Raw genomic sequence first — 14,499 nt, 5'->3', positions numbered from 1 at the left:
TGACATAAGGCCACCGTATCCAGACAGGAAGGTGTTGTATCTTTCTGGTGGCAACCAGCAGAAAGTAGTACTTGCGAAATGGCTTGCTTTGAAACCGAAGATTCTCATACTGGACGAACCGACACGAGGAATAGATGTAGGGGCAAAGGCAGAGATATACAGGATCATGTCACAGCTTGCAAAAGAAGGAGTAGGTGTCATCATGATCTCGTCTGAACTTCCTGAAGTTCTTCAAATGAGTGACAGAATCGCTGTGATGAGCTTTGGAAAACTCGCTGGTATCATTGATGCCAAAGATGCTTCTCAAGAAAAAGTTATGAAACTCGCTGCTGGGTTGAATTTGTAACTTATAGCAAGGAGGAGAGATCATGTACGAAAAAGAAAGGAAAGAGCTATACAATGCCCATCTTCTGTTGGAAAAATACGGTCTTGTCGCTTACACAAGCGGTAACGTGAGTGTGAGAATCGGTGATCATGTTCTGATAAAGCCCTCCGGTGTTCCATACACCGAGCTGAAACCAGAAGACTTCGTCGTGGTGGACCTTGAAGGAAACGTGATCGAGGGAGAGAAGAAACCCTCTGTTGACACAGCCACACATCTGTATCTCTACAAACACCTCGACTGGGCAAAATCCGTGATTCACACTCATTCAACATTCGCTATGGTGTGGGCAATTCTCGAAAAATCAATCCCCGTTCTTTGCACGGCACATGCGGATGTTTTCGGAGAGGAGATTCCTCTTACAGAATACGCTCCTGTAGGATCCGAGGCGATTGGAAAAGCTGTTGTGAAAGTGATTGGAAAATCCGGTGCTGTTCTTCTCAGAAAACACGGTGTTATGATCGTGGGGACCTCTGTGGACGATGCGGTGAAAAAGGCGATTTTCCTTGAGGAGGTAGCAAAGGCAGCGTACTTTGCGACACTTGCAGGAAAACCCACACCATTGCCACCTGACGAGGTGGATCATCTCTACAATCAGTACCACACCAAGTACGGTCAGAAGTGAGGAGGGGGAACATGTACCTCATCGGAAGTGATATAGGAACTCAGGGGACGAAATCCGTCATTGTGAACGAAAAAGGAGAAGTACTCGCTGAGGCTTTCAGAGAGTACGAAGTCATAACTCCAAAACCAAACTGGGCAGAACAGTGGCCTGATGTCTGGGTTAAAGCAGTCTTTGAAACTGTAAAAGAAGTGGTGGAGAAATCTGGGGTATCGAAGAAAGAAATAGCTGGGATTGCCATTAGCGGGCTCTACGGTGGATCGGGCATTCCAGTTGACAGGAACATGCAACCCCTCAGACCCTGCCTCATCTGGATGGACAGAAGAGCGGTGAAAGAGACGGAGTGGGTGAAACAGAACGTTCCCAAGGAAAAGCTCTTCGAAATCACAGGAAATTACGTGGATTCGTACTTTGGCTTTACGAAAATCATGTGGATCAGAAACAACGAACCAGAGATCTGGGAAAAGATCTACAAGTTCATCACTCCTAAGGACTACGTGATCTATCAAATGACGGGAGAAGTTGTCATCGACTATTCCTCTGCTGGAAACCTGGGTGGTGTTTTTGACATCAGAAAGCTCACCTGGTCCAAGGAGATGTGCGATGTTCTCGGAATACCAATTGAGTTTCTCCCCGAGAGAATAGTGAAGTCTTCTGACGTGGTTGGAAGAGTGACGAAAGAAGCTTCAGAATTGTGCGGACTCCTTGAGGGAACACCCGTAGTGGCCGGTGGAATAGACGCTCCAGTTGCCCAGCTTTCTGCCGGTGCACTTGAGGAGGGAGAACACGTTGCGATGGTGGGTACTTCCACCTGCTGGGGAACGGTCCACGATGGTTCGAAACTGGCTTTCGGGCTTGTGAATTATCCTTATGTGGTTTACGACACTGAAAGGATCTACACATTTGGAGGGTCCGCTACAACGGGGGCTCTCGCCAGGTGGTTTAAAGAACAGTTCGGTGAGAGCGAGACAATCGTCGGTGAAAGAACTGGCATCTCACCGTACCAGCTCTTTGACAAGGAGGTAGCAAACATCCCTGCTGGAAGCGAGGGTATCATCGTTCTTCCATACTTCATGGGTGAAAGATCTCCGATATGGGATCCTACCGCAAGGGGTGTGTTCTTTGGGGTCACTCTCTATCACAAGAGAGCACACCTCTACAGGGCACTAATGGAAGGAGGAGCGTATGCCCTGAGACACAACATGGAAGAGGGTTTGAAAGCTGGTTTGAAACTGAACGACGAATGCTGGATCGTCGGTGGTGTTTCCAAATCTTCCGTGTGGGTTAAAATATTCGCGGATGTCACCGGTTTCAAAATGAGGCAGGTTGCAAGCCTTGTGGAGGCTCCTTACGGAGATGCCTTCCTTGCGGGACTCGGAACAGGCGTTATAGACAAGCCCGAGAGAATAAAAGAGTGGGTGAAATACAGAGATCCCGTGGAGCCAGATCCGGAGAACAAGAAGATCTACGACAGGTACTACGAAATATACAGAGAGCTCTATGAGAGAACAAAAGACCTGATGGCGAGGTTGTGAGGGATGAAGGATATCCTGGGAAAAACCTTCGAGTGCAGTTGCGGGAAAACTCATGAGGTTCCGAATATAGAAATCCTGGAGGCATCCATAAGAGAGGCACCGGATGTTTTTTCGGATGCGTTTTTCATAGCAGACCTGAACACCGCTTCCCTGGTGGACTTGCCCGGGAAGCGGTCTTTCGTTTTCAACGAGAGAAGACCCCTTGCAACGATGGAAAACGTTGAAAAAATAGTGAAAGCATCTGGAGATTTCCCAGAGATCGTATCGATTGGATCTGGCAGCCTCACAGACATAGCAAGATACGCGGCATATCTTTCTGGAAAGCGTTTCTCGTGTGTTCCTACAGCGCCTTCTGTGGATGCTTATACTTCCACCGTGGCGCCCATCCTGGTGAACGGTGTGAAAAAGACCTTCATGGCGATTCCCCCCAGGAGAATCCTTTTAGATATCGAGGTGTTGAGAAACGCACCAATGGACCTTTTGAGGGCTGGTGTAGGAGACATTGTTGCCAAGATTCCCGCAAGAATGGATTGGATTCTCTCACATATCGTTACGGGTGAATACATCTGTGACTTCGTCTGGAACGACATGAAAGATCTGTTGAAAGAAATTCTTTTGAAGTCAAAAGACATTCTCAACAGGGAAAGAAATGCCATCAAAACACTCATGGAGGCCCATCTTGTTTCAGGAATCAACATGGTCATCATGGGAAATTCAAGGCCGGCGTCCGGTGCAGAACACATGGTTTCCCATCTGATAGAGATGTTTCACGAAGAAAAAGGGGAGATGCCTCCTTTCCATGGCTTGACAGTGATGATAGGAGTTTTTGTTTCGATGAAGGCGTACGAGGCACTTGTAGAGAAGAAAGAGATACCTCTAAAAGACTACTCCATTGAGGAAAGAAGGAAAGAACTTCTTGAGCTCTTCGAAGAAAGAAAAGTAGAAGAATTTTTAAAAACATACGCTGAGAAGAAATTCCCAAAAATCGAAGCAGATATAGTCGGAGAACCATTGGAGGATATTTACTGGGAGTTTTTCCCCCATCTCAAAAGAACTCTTGAGACTATAGATGTGAACTCAGTGATCAACAGTTACAGCAAAGACTTTCTGTCAAGAGTTGTACGTCTCGCAAACACCATAAGGGACAGGTTCACCATCTTGGATGTCTTTGATGAGATGAAGATCCTCAAGAATTTTTCCGAAATGGTGTTTTGAGATATTCCAGAAATCCGGTATAATTCTTGTTGAAAATCATAACTCTATAGATATATCTGGTGACAGTATGAGAGATACGAAAGGGCATCTGAAATTTCTGGTTCTTCACATAATTTCTCAACAACCCTCTCATGGGTACTACATAATGAAGAAGATCTCCCAGATAATAGGGGCAGAGCCTCCGAGTCCTGGTGCGCTCTACCCGATACTCTCTTCCCTCAGGAAGCAGAAATACATCGAAACATACAACGAGGGGAAAAGAAAGGTTTACCGTTTGACTGATAAGGGGAGAAAGTACCTGGAAGAACACAAAGAGGAAATCAAGAAGGCACTGGATTTCGCAGAGAGATTCAGAGTCTTTTCTGAAATTTGTGGTCTTTCCTTGAGAAATGTAGTGGATGTGATTTTCAAAAACGCGAAAGATCTCACACCGGAACAAAAGAAGAAATTAAAACACGCCACGGAAGACTTTGAAAGGAACGTATACAACATCATCTACGGAGGGAAAAACTCGAAATGAAAACACTCGCCAGATATTTAAAACCTTACTGGCTATTCGCCGTTCTCGCACCGCTTTTCATGGTTGTAGAAGTGATATGTGATCTTTCACAACCCACTCTTTTGGCACGTATCGTCGACGAAGGAATCGCGCGTGGAGACTTTTCTCTGGTTTTGAAAACAGGGATCCTCATGTTGATAGTGGCACTGATAGGTGCGGTGGGAGGAATAGGCTGCACGGTCTTTGCGAGCTACGCCAGTCAGAACTTTGGAGCCGACTTGAGGCGAGATCTCTTCAGAAAAGTTCTGAGTTTTTCTATTTCCAATGTGAACAGATTCCACACTTCATCTTTGATAACGCGTCTCACCAACGACGTCACGCAGCTTCAAAACTTGGTGATGATGCTTCTCAGGATCGTTGTCAGAGCGCCTCTTCTCTTTGTGGGTGGAATAGTCATGGCAGTGTCTATCAACGTGAAGCTTTCTTCCGTTTTGATCTTTTTGATACCTCCCATCGTTCTCCTCTTTGTGTGGCTCACTAAGAAAGGGAATCCTCTTTTTCGAAAGATTCAAGAGAGCACCGACGAGGTCAACAGAGTCGTGAGAGAAAATCTCCTGGGTGTCAGGGTAGTGAGGGCCTTTCGAAGAGAAGAATACGAGAATGAGAACTTTCGGAAAGCAAACGAGTCTCTGAGAAGATCCATCATCAGTGCCTTTTCACTCATTGTTTTCGCACTGCCCCTTTTCATATTCATCGTGAATATGGGGATGATCGCCGTCCTGTGGTTTGGAGGGGTTCTCGTTAGAAACAACCAGATGGAGATAGGAAGCATCATGGCATACACGAATTACCTCATGCAGATCATGTTCTCTCTCATGATGATCGGAAACATTCTCAATTTCATTGTAAGAGCCAGTGCTTCTGCAAAGAGAGTTCTGGAGGTGCTGAACGAAAAACCTGCAATTGAAGAAGCGGACAACGCCTTAGCACTTCCAAATGTGGAGGGGAGCGTTTCCTTCGAAAATGTCGAATTCAGATACTTCGAAAACACCGATCCTGTTCTCAGTGGAGTGAACTTCTCCGTTGAACCAGGATCACTCGTTGCCGTTCTGGGTGAAACAGGGTCCGGAAAGACCACCCTCATGAGCCTCATTCCAAGGCTCATCGATCCAGAGCGTGGACGTGTGGAAGTCGATGAATTGGATGTTCGGACGGTGAAGCTGAAAGATCTGAGAAGTCACATATCTGTTGTTCCTCAGGAAACCGTGCTGTTTTCGGGAACCATCAAAGAGAACCTGAAATGGGGAAGAGAAGACGCCACAGATGATGAAATCGTGGAGGCGGCGAAGATCGCTCAGATACACGATTTCATAATCAGTCTGCCCGAAGGATACGATTCTCGCGTCGAAAGAGGGGGGAGAAACTTCTCGGGAGGTCAGAAACAGAGACTTTCCATAGCCCGTGCTCTTGTAAAAAAACCAAAGGTACTGATACTCGACGACTGCACGAGTTCAGTGGATCCCATAACTGAGAAAAGAATACTGGATGGGTTGAAGCGATACACGAAGGGATGTACGACCTTCATCATCACTCAGAAGATCCCAACGGCTCTTCTCGCCGATAAGATCCTGGTCCTTCATGAAGGGAAAGTAGCGGGATTTGGCACCCACAAAGAGTTGCTCGAACACTGCAAACCCTATCGAGAGATATATGAATCCCAGTTTGGAAACGGGGTGATGAACGATGCCTGAGATCAGAAGAAGGCCACACGGACCAATTTTAGAAAAACCCGCACTGAAAAATCCCACGGCCACGTTGAGAAGACTCCTCGGTTATCTGAGACCTCACACTTTCACTTTGATCATGGTCTTTGTTTTCGTCACCGTTTCTTCCATACTTGGTGTTCTCTCACCGTATCTCATAGGAAAAACGATCGATGTTGTCTTCGTTCCAAGAAAATTCGATCTTCTTCCCAGATACATGCTGATTCTCGGAACGATTTATGCGCTTACGTCTCTTCTCTTCTGGCTTCAGGGAAAAATCATGTTAACGCTTTCCCAAGATGTTGTTTTTCGTTTGAGAAAGGAGCTTTTCGAGAAGCTTCAAAGAGTTCCGGTCGGCTTCTTCGACAGAACACCTCACGGAGACATCATAAGCAGAGTCATAAACGATGTGGACAATATAAACAACGTTCTTGGAAACAGTATCATTCAGTTCTTCTCGGGAATTGTGACACTCGCAGGCGCTGTGATCATGATGTTCAGAGTGAATGTGATCCTTTCACTCGTCACACTCTCAATAGTTCCCTTGACCGTTCTCATCACGCAGATCGTCTCCAGCCGAACCAGAAAATACTTCTACGAAAATCAAAGAGTCCTCGGCCAGCTCAACGGGATCATAGAAGAAGACATCTCTGGCCTCAGCGTGATAAAACTCTTCACCCGAGAGGAGAAAGAGATAGAGAAGTTCGACCAGGTGAACGAGAGTCTCAGAAAGGTGGGAACGAAGGCTCAGATCTTTTCAGGTGTTCTCCCCCCTCTGATGAACATGGTCAACAACCTCGGATTTGCCCTGATCAGCGGTTTTGGAGGATGGCTCGCCTTGAAAGACATAATCACAGTGGGTACCATAGCCACCTTCATAGGCTACACGAGGCAATTCACAAGACCGTTGAACGAGCTTTCTAACCAGTTCAACATGATCCAGATGGCGCTTGCGAGTGCTGAAAGAATCTTTGAGATTCTCGATCTGGAGGAAGAAAAAGACGATCCTGATGCTGTGGAACTGAGGGAAGTCAGAGGAGAAATCGAGTTCAAGAATGTCTGGTTCTCCTACGACAAGAAAAAGCCTGTTCTTAAAGACATAACCTTTCACATAAAACCGGGTCAGAAGGTTGCACTGGTGGGTCCCACAGGGTCCGGAAAGACGACGATCGTGAATCTGTTGATGAGATTCTACGACGTGGACAGAGGGCAGATCCTCGTGGATGGTATAGATATAAGAAAAATAAAGAGGAGTTCTCTGAGATCCAGCATAGGCATCGTCCTTCAGGATACTATTTTGTTTTCCACAACCGTGAAAGAAAACCTCAAATACGGAAATCCTGACGCTACCGACGAAGAAATAAAAGAAGCAGCGAAACTGACACATTCCGACCACTTCATAAAGCACCTGCCTGAGGGTTACGAAACGGTCCTCACCGACAACGGTGAAGATCTGAGTCAGGGTCAAAGACAGCTTCTTGCCATAACAAGAGCTTTCCTTGCGAATCCAAAGATCCTGATACTGGACGAAGCCACCAGCAACGTTGACACAAAGACGGAGAAAAGCATACAGGCAGCCATGTGGAAACTCATGGAGGGGAAGACCAGCATCATCATAGCTCACAGATTGAACACGATAAAAAACGCAGATCTGATCATCGTTTTAAGAGACGGAGAAATTGTGGAGATGGGAAAACACGATGAGTTGATTCAAAAGCGAGGCTTTTATTACGAGCTCTTCACAAGCCAATACGGTCTCGTTGTAGAAAAAGAATGAGCCCCGAGATGGGGCTCATGAAAGTTTTATGGAAGCTCTGTCGTATGCCAGTATTTCTTTTTGAATTCTTCAGGTTCCATCTTTGCGAGCTTTGCTAGTTTTTCGAGAGTTTCGGGATCTTCGAGATCTTTCTTTTCCAGCCTTATCATGTATTTTCTTGCTACTCTGTAATCTTCCGATCGAACATCCACCACTCTCACCTTTGTCCTTCCGGTCTTTGGATCCATGAAAGCGTCGAAGGGAAGAATCTTGATTCTGCCACCAACCACGCACACCATCCCGCCAGGGAGATCGGAATAGTCTCCAAGGAGAAATCTCACTGCACCGTAACCGAGTGTTCTGGTGTATACTATGTCGAAAGGTATAGGGCGTGCGCTTCTGAGTTCGTATCCTATTGTGACATCGACGATGTGGATTCTTTCACCTCTTTCAGCGTATCTCCTCTCGATCGCCCGTTTCAGAATGGTGGCGAGCGGGATCTCTGCAAGTCTCAGGTGTCCGTGTGGGTCTTTTTCGACTATCACACCGGGAATGTTGGCGAGTTCTTCAGGATCCATCTTTTCTGCGATACCTTCACCTATGACCGCCACTCCATCGTCTCTTCCCATGAGTTTTCTCTTGAGAATCGCTCCATCAAGAACGTCGCACACTTCTTCGAGCGTCACTCCCTCTTTGAACTCTTCAGGAATGATCGTGATCGTTGCACTCGCCGCTTTTCCAACGCCGAGAGCGAGGTGCCCGGCTTCTCTTCCCATCATGGCCACAAAGTACCACCTGTTCGTTGTTCTTGAGTCTTGCATGAGATTGTAGACGAGCTCTGTGGCTACGTGACGAGCTGTTTCGAAACCGAACGTGGGCATGTTCTCCGGAAGAGGGAGATCGTTGTCTATAGTCTTTGGAACGTGGACCACCTTTATTTCGCCCTTCGATCTTTCACACACTTTGCTCGCGGAGAACGCGGTGTCGTCCCCGCCGATAGTAACAAGATACTTTATCCCGAGCTTTTTGAGAGTCTGAACTGTCTTCTCGAGGGTTTCTTCGGATTTGGCAGGATTCACCCTCGAGGTTCTGAGAATGGATCCACCTTCGATGTGGATTCTGGAGACATCTTCGATGGAAAGTTTTTTCACCATATTCGTTTTTCCCTCTACGAGGTGTTTGAATCCATCGTATATTCCGATCACTTCGAGTCCGTTGTTTATAGCTTCGATGGTAACAGAACTTATCACACTGTTGATTCCAGGTGCCGGCCCTCCACCAACGAGTATCCCCAATCTTTCAGCCACTTCAACCCCTCCCCTTGCTTAATGTCTTCAAAACATATTCTACCAATTTTTCTGCGAAAGTGTTAAATCTTTTTTGAAATGAAAAGCATTAAAATGCCAGCCTGTGCCATGCAGTACTGTTTAACTTTACCTTCAAGTTTGTATGGTAAAATTTCCCAAAGCCCTCCTTCATTTTTAATCGTTCCAGTGTATAGTTATACAACACGGAGGTGTTATTTTGATACAAAAAGGACTGGATGGCGTCAAAATATGTGAAAGTTCGATATGTTATCTGGACGGCATCAACGGAAGACTCTACTATCGAGGAATACCCGTTGAGGAACTTGCTGAAAAATCGACTTTCGAAGAAACAGCCTACTTTCTCTGGTACGGAGAGCTTCCCGCAAAGAGTGAACTTGAAGAATTCAAAAGGAAAATGGTAGATTACAGAGAGCTTCCTGCAGAAGCCCTTGGAATTCTTTACCATCTTCCGAAAAACCTTCATTACATTGATGTTTTGAAGATATTCCTTTCTATTCACGGTTCCATGGATGGGAACGATGAGGATCTCAGAGAAAAAGCCATCAGGGTTGCCAGCGTCTTTCCCACAATACTGGCGTATTACTACAGATACTCTAAAGGAAAAGAACTGATAAGGCCAAGAAAAGACTTATCACACGTTGAGAACTTCTACTACATGATGTTCGGAGAGAGAAACGAAAAGATCCGTCTTCTGGAATCTGCGTTCATTCTTCTCATGGAGCAGGATATAAACGCTTCCACCTTTGCCGCGCTCGTGATAGCCTCCACACTCTCCGATCTTTATTCCTGTATTGTAGGGGCTCTCGGTGCACTCAAGGGTCCTCTCCACGGTGGTGCAAGTGAAAAGGTTCCACCCATGCTGGAAGAGATCGGAAGCGAAGACAGGGTGGAAGAGTTCGTTCAAAAGTGTCTGAAAGAGAAAAGAAAGATCATGGGATTCGGGCATCGAGTTTACAAAACTTACGATCCGAGAGCGGTGTTTTTGAAGAGAGTCCTTCAGGAACACTTTCCAGATAGCAAACTGTTCAGAATCGCCAGCAAGCTGGAAGAATACATCGTTTCCAACAAGATCAAAAACATATACCCGAATGTGGATCTGTATTCGAGCGTTCTCTTCGAAGAACTCGGTTTTCCAAGGAACATGTTCACTGCCCTGTTTGCAACTGCGCGTGTTGTCGGATGGACCGCTCATGTGATCGAATACGTGAGTGACAACAAGCTGATCAGACCAACCAGTGAGTACGTGGGTCCTATGGATGTCGAATACATTCCTATCGAGCGGAGGGATGAGAATGGGTAAGACACTCGCAGAAAAGATCTTTTCTGAACATGTTGGAAGAGACGTGAAAGCCGGAGAAATCGTACTCGCGAGAGTGGATATAGCCATGGCCCAGGATGGAACAGGCCCTCTGATGATAAACGAATTCAGAGAACTCGGTTTCAAAGAAGTGAAGGTCCCGAAGGCCTTCCTCTTCATCGATCACGCTTCTCCGAGCCCGAGGAAAGAGCTTTCGAACTCGCAGAAGATGATGAGAGAATTTGGAAAAGAGATGGGAGTCAAGGTTTTCGATGCGGGAGACGGAATATCCCATCAAATCCTCGCGGAAAAATACGTGAAGCCCGGCGATCTGGTAGCGGGTGCGGATTCGCACACCTGCACTGCCGGTGGGCTCGGTGCTTTCGGAACAGGAATGGGTTCCACGGATGTTGCGATCATCTTCGGGCTTGGACAGAACTGGTTCAAAGTACCTGAGACGATCAAAGTTGTGGTGAACGGGAAGCTACAGGATGGAGTTTACGCGAAGGACATCATTCTCGAGATCGCGAGAATTCTGGGAAGCGACGGCGCAACTTACAAAGCGTTGGAGTTCCACGGAAGCTGTATCGAAAATATGAATGTGGAGGACAGACTCACCATCTCCAACATGGCGGTGGAAGTGGGAGCGAAAGCGGGTCTCATGCCCTCTGATGAGAAGACCAGAGAGTTCCTGAAAAAGATGGGAAGAGAGGAGGACTTCAGAGAGTTGAAAGCAGATCCAGACGCGGTTTACGAGACAGAGATAGAGATAGATGCCACCACACTCGAACCACTCGTCTCTTTGCCTCACTATGTGGACAACGTGAGAAAGGTGAGCGAGGTTGAAAAGGAAAAGATAAAGATAGATCAAGTTTTCATAGGAACCTGTACGAACGGAAGACTCCAGGATCTTGAGATCGCTTTGAAGATTCTTGAGAAACACGGAAAGCATCCGGATGTGAGGCTGATCGTTGGTCCTGCTTCAAGGAAGGTCTACATGGACGCCCTTGAAAAGGGAATAATCAAGAAATTCGTTGAACTTGGAGCGGCAGTTATACCACCTGGCTGTGGCCCGTGTGTTGGAATTCACATGGGTGTTCTTGGAGACGGAGAGAGGGTACTTTCCACGCAGAACAGAAACTTCAAGGGAAGAATGGGGAATCCCAATGCGGAGATATACCTCGCTTCTCCTGCAACGGCGGCAGCCACCGCGGTAACTGGATACATCACAGATCCAAGAAGGTTCATTTGAAGGAGGGTGAATCATGATAAGGGGAAGAGTCTGGAAGTTCGGTGACAATATATCGACTGATCATATAGCGCCTGGAAGGTACTTTCATCTGAGGAACAATCTCGAGGAGCTCGCAAAACACGTCCTGGAAGATGCCATGGAGGATTTCGCGAAGAAGGTGCAGAAAGGTGACATCATCGTGGCTGGCAAGAACTTCGGACTTGGTTCTTCCAGAGAACACGCTGCGCGCATCATAAAGATCGCTGGTGTTTCCTGTATCGTGGCGAAGTCTTTCGCAAGGATCTTCTACCGAAACGCCATCAATGTGGGCCTTCCAGTCATAGAGCTCAAAGAAGTCGACGAGATCAACCAGGGAGACGAACTTGAGATAGATCTCGAAAACGGTGTTTTGAAGAACCTCACAACGGGAAAAGAATACAGATTCACTCCAATTCCGAAGTTTCTCCTCGAAATACTGAAAGAAGACGGTATAGTGAACTATCTGAAAAAACACGGTTCCTTCCCGAAGGTTTAGGGGGTGAGGATTGTGGATGAACTCCTCGAGAAGGCGAAGAAGGTACGAGAGGCTTGGGATGTTCTGAGAAACGCTACGACGAGGGAAAAGAACAAAGCGATAAAGAAGATAGCCGAGAAACTCGATGAGAGGAGAAAAGAAATCCTCGAAGCGAACAGAATCGACGTGGAAAAGGCCCGCGAGCGGGGTGTGAAGGAGTCTCTCGTTGACAGACTCGCTCTGAACGATAAAAGAATCGATGAGATGATAAAAGCGTGTGAGACGGTGATTGGACTGAAAGATCCCGTGGGAGAAGTGATCGATTCTTGGGTGAGAGAAGACGGACTCAGAATAGCGAGAGTGAGGGTTCCCATCGGTCCGATAGGGATCATTTACGAATCCAGGCCGAACGTCACCGTGGAGACCACGATCTTGGCCTTGAAGAGCGGTAACACCATACTGCTCAGGGGCGGATCCGACGCTTTGAATTCGAACAAGGCGATAGTCTCAGCTATAAAGGAAGCGCTCAAAGAAACCGAGGTTCCGGAAAGCTCCGTTGAATTCATCGAGAACACCGACAGATCCCTCGTTCTTGAGATGATACGGCTCAGGGAATATCTCTCCCTCGTCATTCCACGTGGCGGGTACGGCCTCATCAGCTTTGTACGTGACAACGCGACCGTTCCGGTGCTCGAAACAGGTGTTGGAAACTGTCACATCTTCGTCGATGAGAGCGCCGATCTGAAGAAGGCTGTTCCGGTCATAATAAACGCGAAGACACAAAGGCCCGGTACCTGCAACGCTGCAGAGAAACTGCTTGTTCATGAGAAGATAGCGAAGGAGTTTCTCCCTGTGATCGTGGAGGAACTGAGAAAACACAGCGTCGAAGTGAGAGGCTGTGAAAAGGCCAGAGAAATCGTGCCGGACGTGGTACCGGCTACTGAAGAGGACTGGCCCACCGAGTATCTGGATCTCATCATCGCCATCAAGGTGGTCAAGGGTGTGGACGAGGCGATTGAGCACATAAAGAAATATTCCACAGGACATTCCGAATCGATTCTGACCGAAAACTACTCGAACGCCAAAAAGTTCGTTTCAGAAATCGATGCGGCGGCTGTTTACGTGAACGCTTCGACCAGATTCACAGACGGCGGGCAGTTCGGTTTCGGTGCCGAGATCGGAATCAGCACCCAGAGGTTCCACGCAAGAGGTCCCGTGGGGCTCAGAGAGCTCACCACGTACAAATTCGTCGTTCTTGGAGAGTATCATGTGAGGGAATGATTATGAAAGTCGTTGTAAAGGTTGGAAGCAACCTGCTTGTGGGAAGTTCTGGCTTGAGAAAGTCTTACATCGCAGAACTCTGTCGCGAGGTTGCACGTTTGAAAGGTCAGGGGCACGAAATTTCCATCATCACATCTGGGGCCCGCGCAGCGGGCTTTACTTATCTTGGAAAGGGAAAGAGAACACAGGACCTTCACATAAAACAGGCCCTCTGCGCTGTGGGACAGGTCCAGCTCATGAAGGTGTACGAAAACGCCTTCGATTTCTATGGCATCAAAATCGCCCAGATCCTGCTCACAAGGGACACTTTTTCCAACAGAAAAAGGTACCTGAACCTCAGAAACACACTGATCGGACTCTCGGAGTTCGACGTTGTTCCCATCGTGAACGAAAACGACACAGTTGCAACAGAAGAAATCACACTCGGTGACAACGACACACTCGCTGCCATGTTCTCGATAGCCTGGGATGCGGACTTCCTTGTGCTTTTCACAACGGTGGATGGAGTCATCGATGAGAACGGAAACCTTGTCGAAAGATTTGACGAGTCGGTGAAACTGAAAGATATGGGAAAGAGCAGTTGGGGAACTGGTGGTATCAGATCCAAGATAGAAGCCGCGTTGATGGCATCAAAATGCGGTGTGAAAGCGACCATATGCAGCGGAAACGACGTTTCAAATCTCACAAGGTTTGTGAAGGGAGAACCTGTCGGTACTGTTTTTGAACCACAAGGACGCTTGAAAGCAAAAAAAGCCTGGATTGCCTTTCTCTCAGAACCTGCGGGGAAGATATACATAAACAAAGGAGCTGAAGAAGCACTCAAAAGCGGTAATAGCCTTCTGCCTGTTGGTGTCACAGGTGTGGAAGGAGCGTTCGATGTGGGAGATGTGGTGGAGATAGTGAACGAAGAAGGAGAACTCGTTGGTCGAGGAATCGTGAATTACTCGTCTTCGGATCTGGAGAAAATAGCGGGTCACAAATCTTCCGATTTGAAAAAGATCCTCGGATACGAAGGAAACAAGGTGGTCGTTCACATAGACAACATGTGGGTAGCTTAAAAAAGCCCGCCGGGTGGC

13 protein-coding genes are annotated in these 14,499 nt (G+C 47.2%); 12 read left to right on the top strand and 1 reads right to left on the bottom strand.

Annotation, left to right across the window (positions count from 1 at the left end):
- The 7 genes from MC24_RS00710 to MC24_RS00680 all read left to right on the top strand — a co-directional run.
- A partial coding sequence (locus tag MC24_RS00710) for an ATP-binding cassette domain-containing protein (protein WP_038051551.1) occupies nt 1–346 on the top strand: 346 nt, incomplete at its 5' end.
- A 22-nt stretch (nt 347–368) separates the two neighbouring features.
- Complete coding sequence (locus MC24_RS00705) at nt 369–1,007, top strand: L-ribulose-5-phosphate 4-epimerase (RefSeq protein ID WP_004082992.1); 639 nt, start codon at nt 369–371, stop codon at nt 1,005–1,007.
- A gap of 11 nt (nt 1,008–1,018) precedes the next feature.
- Entirely contained in the window at nt 1,019–2,539 is a 1,521-nt protein-coding gene (locus MC24_RS00700) for an FGGY-family carbohydrate kinase (protein WP_004082994.1), read from the top strand.
- 3 nt (nt 2,540–2,542) lie between these two features.
- Nucleotides 2,543–3,754 carry a sn-glycerol-1-phosphate dehydrogenase gene (locus MC24_RS00695; RefSeq protein ID WP_029683299.1) on the top strand — a complete coding sequence of 404 codons (1,212 nt, stop codon included), beginning with the start codon at nt 2,543–2,545 and terminating at the stop codon, nt 3,752–3,754.
- A 67-nt stretch (nt 3,755–3,821) separates the two neighbouring features.
- Entirely contained in the window at nt 3,822–4,274 is a 453-nt protein-coding gene (locus MC24_RS00690; protein ID WP_004082997.1) for a PadR family transcriptional regulator, read from the top strand.
- Nucleotides 4,271–6,004, top strand: a complete 1,734-nt coding sequence (locus MC24_RS00685) for an ABC transporter ATP-binding protein (RefSeq protein WP_012896234.1) — start codon at nt 4,271–4,273, stop codon at nt 6,002–6,004. Before MC24_RS00690 ends, MC24_RS00685 begins: the two co-directional genes overlap by 4 nt.
- Nucleotides 5,997–7,793: an ABC transporter ATP-binding protein gene (locus MC24_RS00680; protein WP_038051549.1), complete on the top strand. Its 1,797-nt coding sequence runs from the start codon at nt 5,997–5,999 to the stop codon at nt 7,791–7,793. Before MC24_RS00685 ends, MC24_RS00680 begins: the two co-directional genes overlap by 8 nt.
- Nucleotides 7,794–7,819: 26 nt before the next feature.
- Here the strand turns inward: MC24_RS00680 and pfp are convergent, their stop codons facing one another.
- Nucleotides 7,820–9,079, bottom strand: a complete 1,260-nt coding sequence (gene pfp, locus MC24_RS00675; protein WP_004083005.1) for a diphosphate--fructose-6-phosphate 1-phosphotransferase — start codon at nt 9,077–9,079, stop codon at nt 7,820–7,822.
- Between the two features lie 217 nt (nt 9,080–9,296).
- Here pfp and MC24_RS00670 point away from each other — a divergent pair, with 217 nt between their 5' ends.
- Genes MC24_RS00670 through proB form a run of 5 tightly spaced genes read left to right on the top strand, consistent with a single transcriptional unit; the run spans nt 9,297 to nt 14,481 of the window.
- Nucleotides 9,297–10,400, top strand: coding sequence for a citrate synthase/methylcitrate synthase (locus MC24_RS00670; RefSeq protein ID WP_038051547.1), 1,104 nt, complete (start codon nt 9,297–9,299; stop codon nt 10,398–10,400).
- A complete protein-coding gene (locus tag MC24_RS00665; protein WP_004083007.1) occupies nt 10,393–11,649 on the top strand; it encodes a 3-isopropylmalate dehydratase large subunit in 1,257 nt (418 codons plus the stop codon). The genes MC24_RS00670 and MC24_RS00665 overlap by 8 nt, the downstream gene beginning before the upstream one ends.
- 13 nt (nt 11,650–11,662) lie before the next feature.
- A complete protein-coding gene (locus tag MC24_RS00660) occupies nt 11,663–12,163 on the top strand; it encodes a 3-isopropylmalate dehydratase small subunit (RefSeq protein ID WP_004083008.1) in 501 nt (166 codons plus the stop codon).
- Between the two features lie 12 nt (nt 12,164–12,175).
- Entirely contained in the window at nt 12,176–13,423 is a 1,248-nt protein-coding gene (locus tag MC24_RS00655) for a glutamate-5-semialdehyde dehydrogenase (protein ID WP_038051544.1), read from the top strand.
- A 2-nt stretch (nt 13,424–13,425) separates the two neighbouring features.
- Complete coding sequence (proB, locus tag MC24_RS00650) at nt 13,426–14,481, top strand: glutamate 5-kinase (protein WP_038051541.1); 1,056 nt, start codon at nt 13,426–13,428, stop codon at nt 14,479–14,481.
- Nucleotides 14,482–14,499: the final 18 nt, after the last annotated feature.

Source organism: Thermotoga sp. Mc24, from assembly GCF_000784835.1.
In the GTDB taxonomy this organism is placed as follows: Bacteria; Thermotogota; Thermotogae; order Thermotogales; family Thermotogaceae; genus Thermotoga.
The sequence above is the reverse complement of the archived record's forward strand: the minus strand, read 5'-3'. Positions and strand labels throughout refer to the sequence as shown.

Excerpts from the sequence above, each read along its gene's own strand:
- MC24_RS00705 (WP_004082992.1), top strand. The coding sequence starts at position 369 with ATGTACGAAAAAGAAAGGAAAGAGCTATACAATGCCCATCTTCTGTTG.
- MC24_RS00700 (WP_004082994.1), top strand. The coding sequence starts at position 1,019 with ATGTACCTCATCGGAAGTGATATAGGAACTCAGGGGACGAAATCCGTC.
- MC24_RS00660 (WP_004083008.1), top strand. The coding sequence starts at position 11,663 with ATGATAAGGGGAAGAGTCTGGAAGTTCGGTGACAATATATCGACTGAT.
- MC24_RS00695 (WP_029683299.1), top strand. The coding sequence starts at position 2,543 with ATGAAGGATATCCTGGGAAAAACCTTCGAGTGCAGTTGCGGGAAAACT.
- proB (WP_038051541.1), top strand. The coding sequence starts at position 13,426 with ATGAAAGTCGTTGTAAAGGTTGGAAGCAACCTGCTTGTGGGAAGTTCT.
- MC24_RS00665 (WP_004083007.1), top strand. The coding sequence starts at position 10,393 with ATGGGTAAGACACTCGCAGAAAAGATCTTTTCTGAACATGTTGGAAGA.
- MC24_RS00690 (WP_004082997.1), top strand. The coding sequence starts at position 3,822 with ATGAGAGATACGAAAGGGCATCTGAAATTTCTGGTTCTTCACATAATT.
- MC24_RS00680 (WP_038051549.1), top strand. The coding sequence starts at position 5,997 with ATGCCTGAGATCAGAAGAAGGCCACACGGACCAATTTTAGAAAAACCC.
- MC24_RS00685 (WP_012896234.1), top strand. The coding sequence starts at position 4,271 with ATGAAAACACTCGCCAGATATTTAAAACCTTACTGGCTATTCGCCGTT.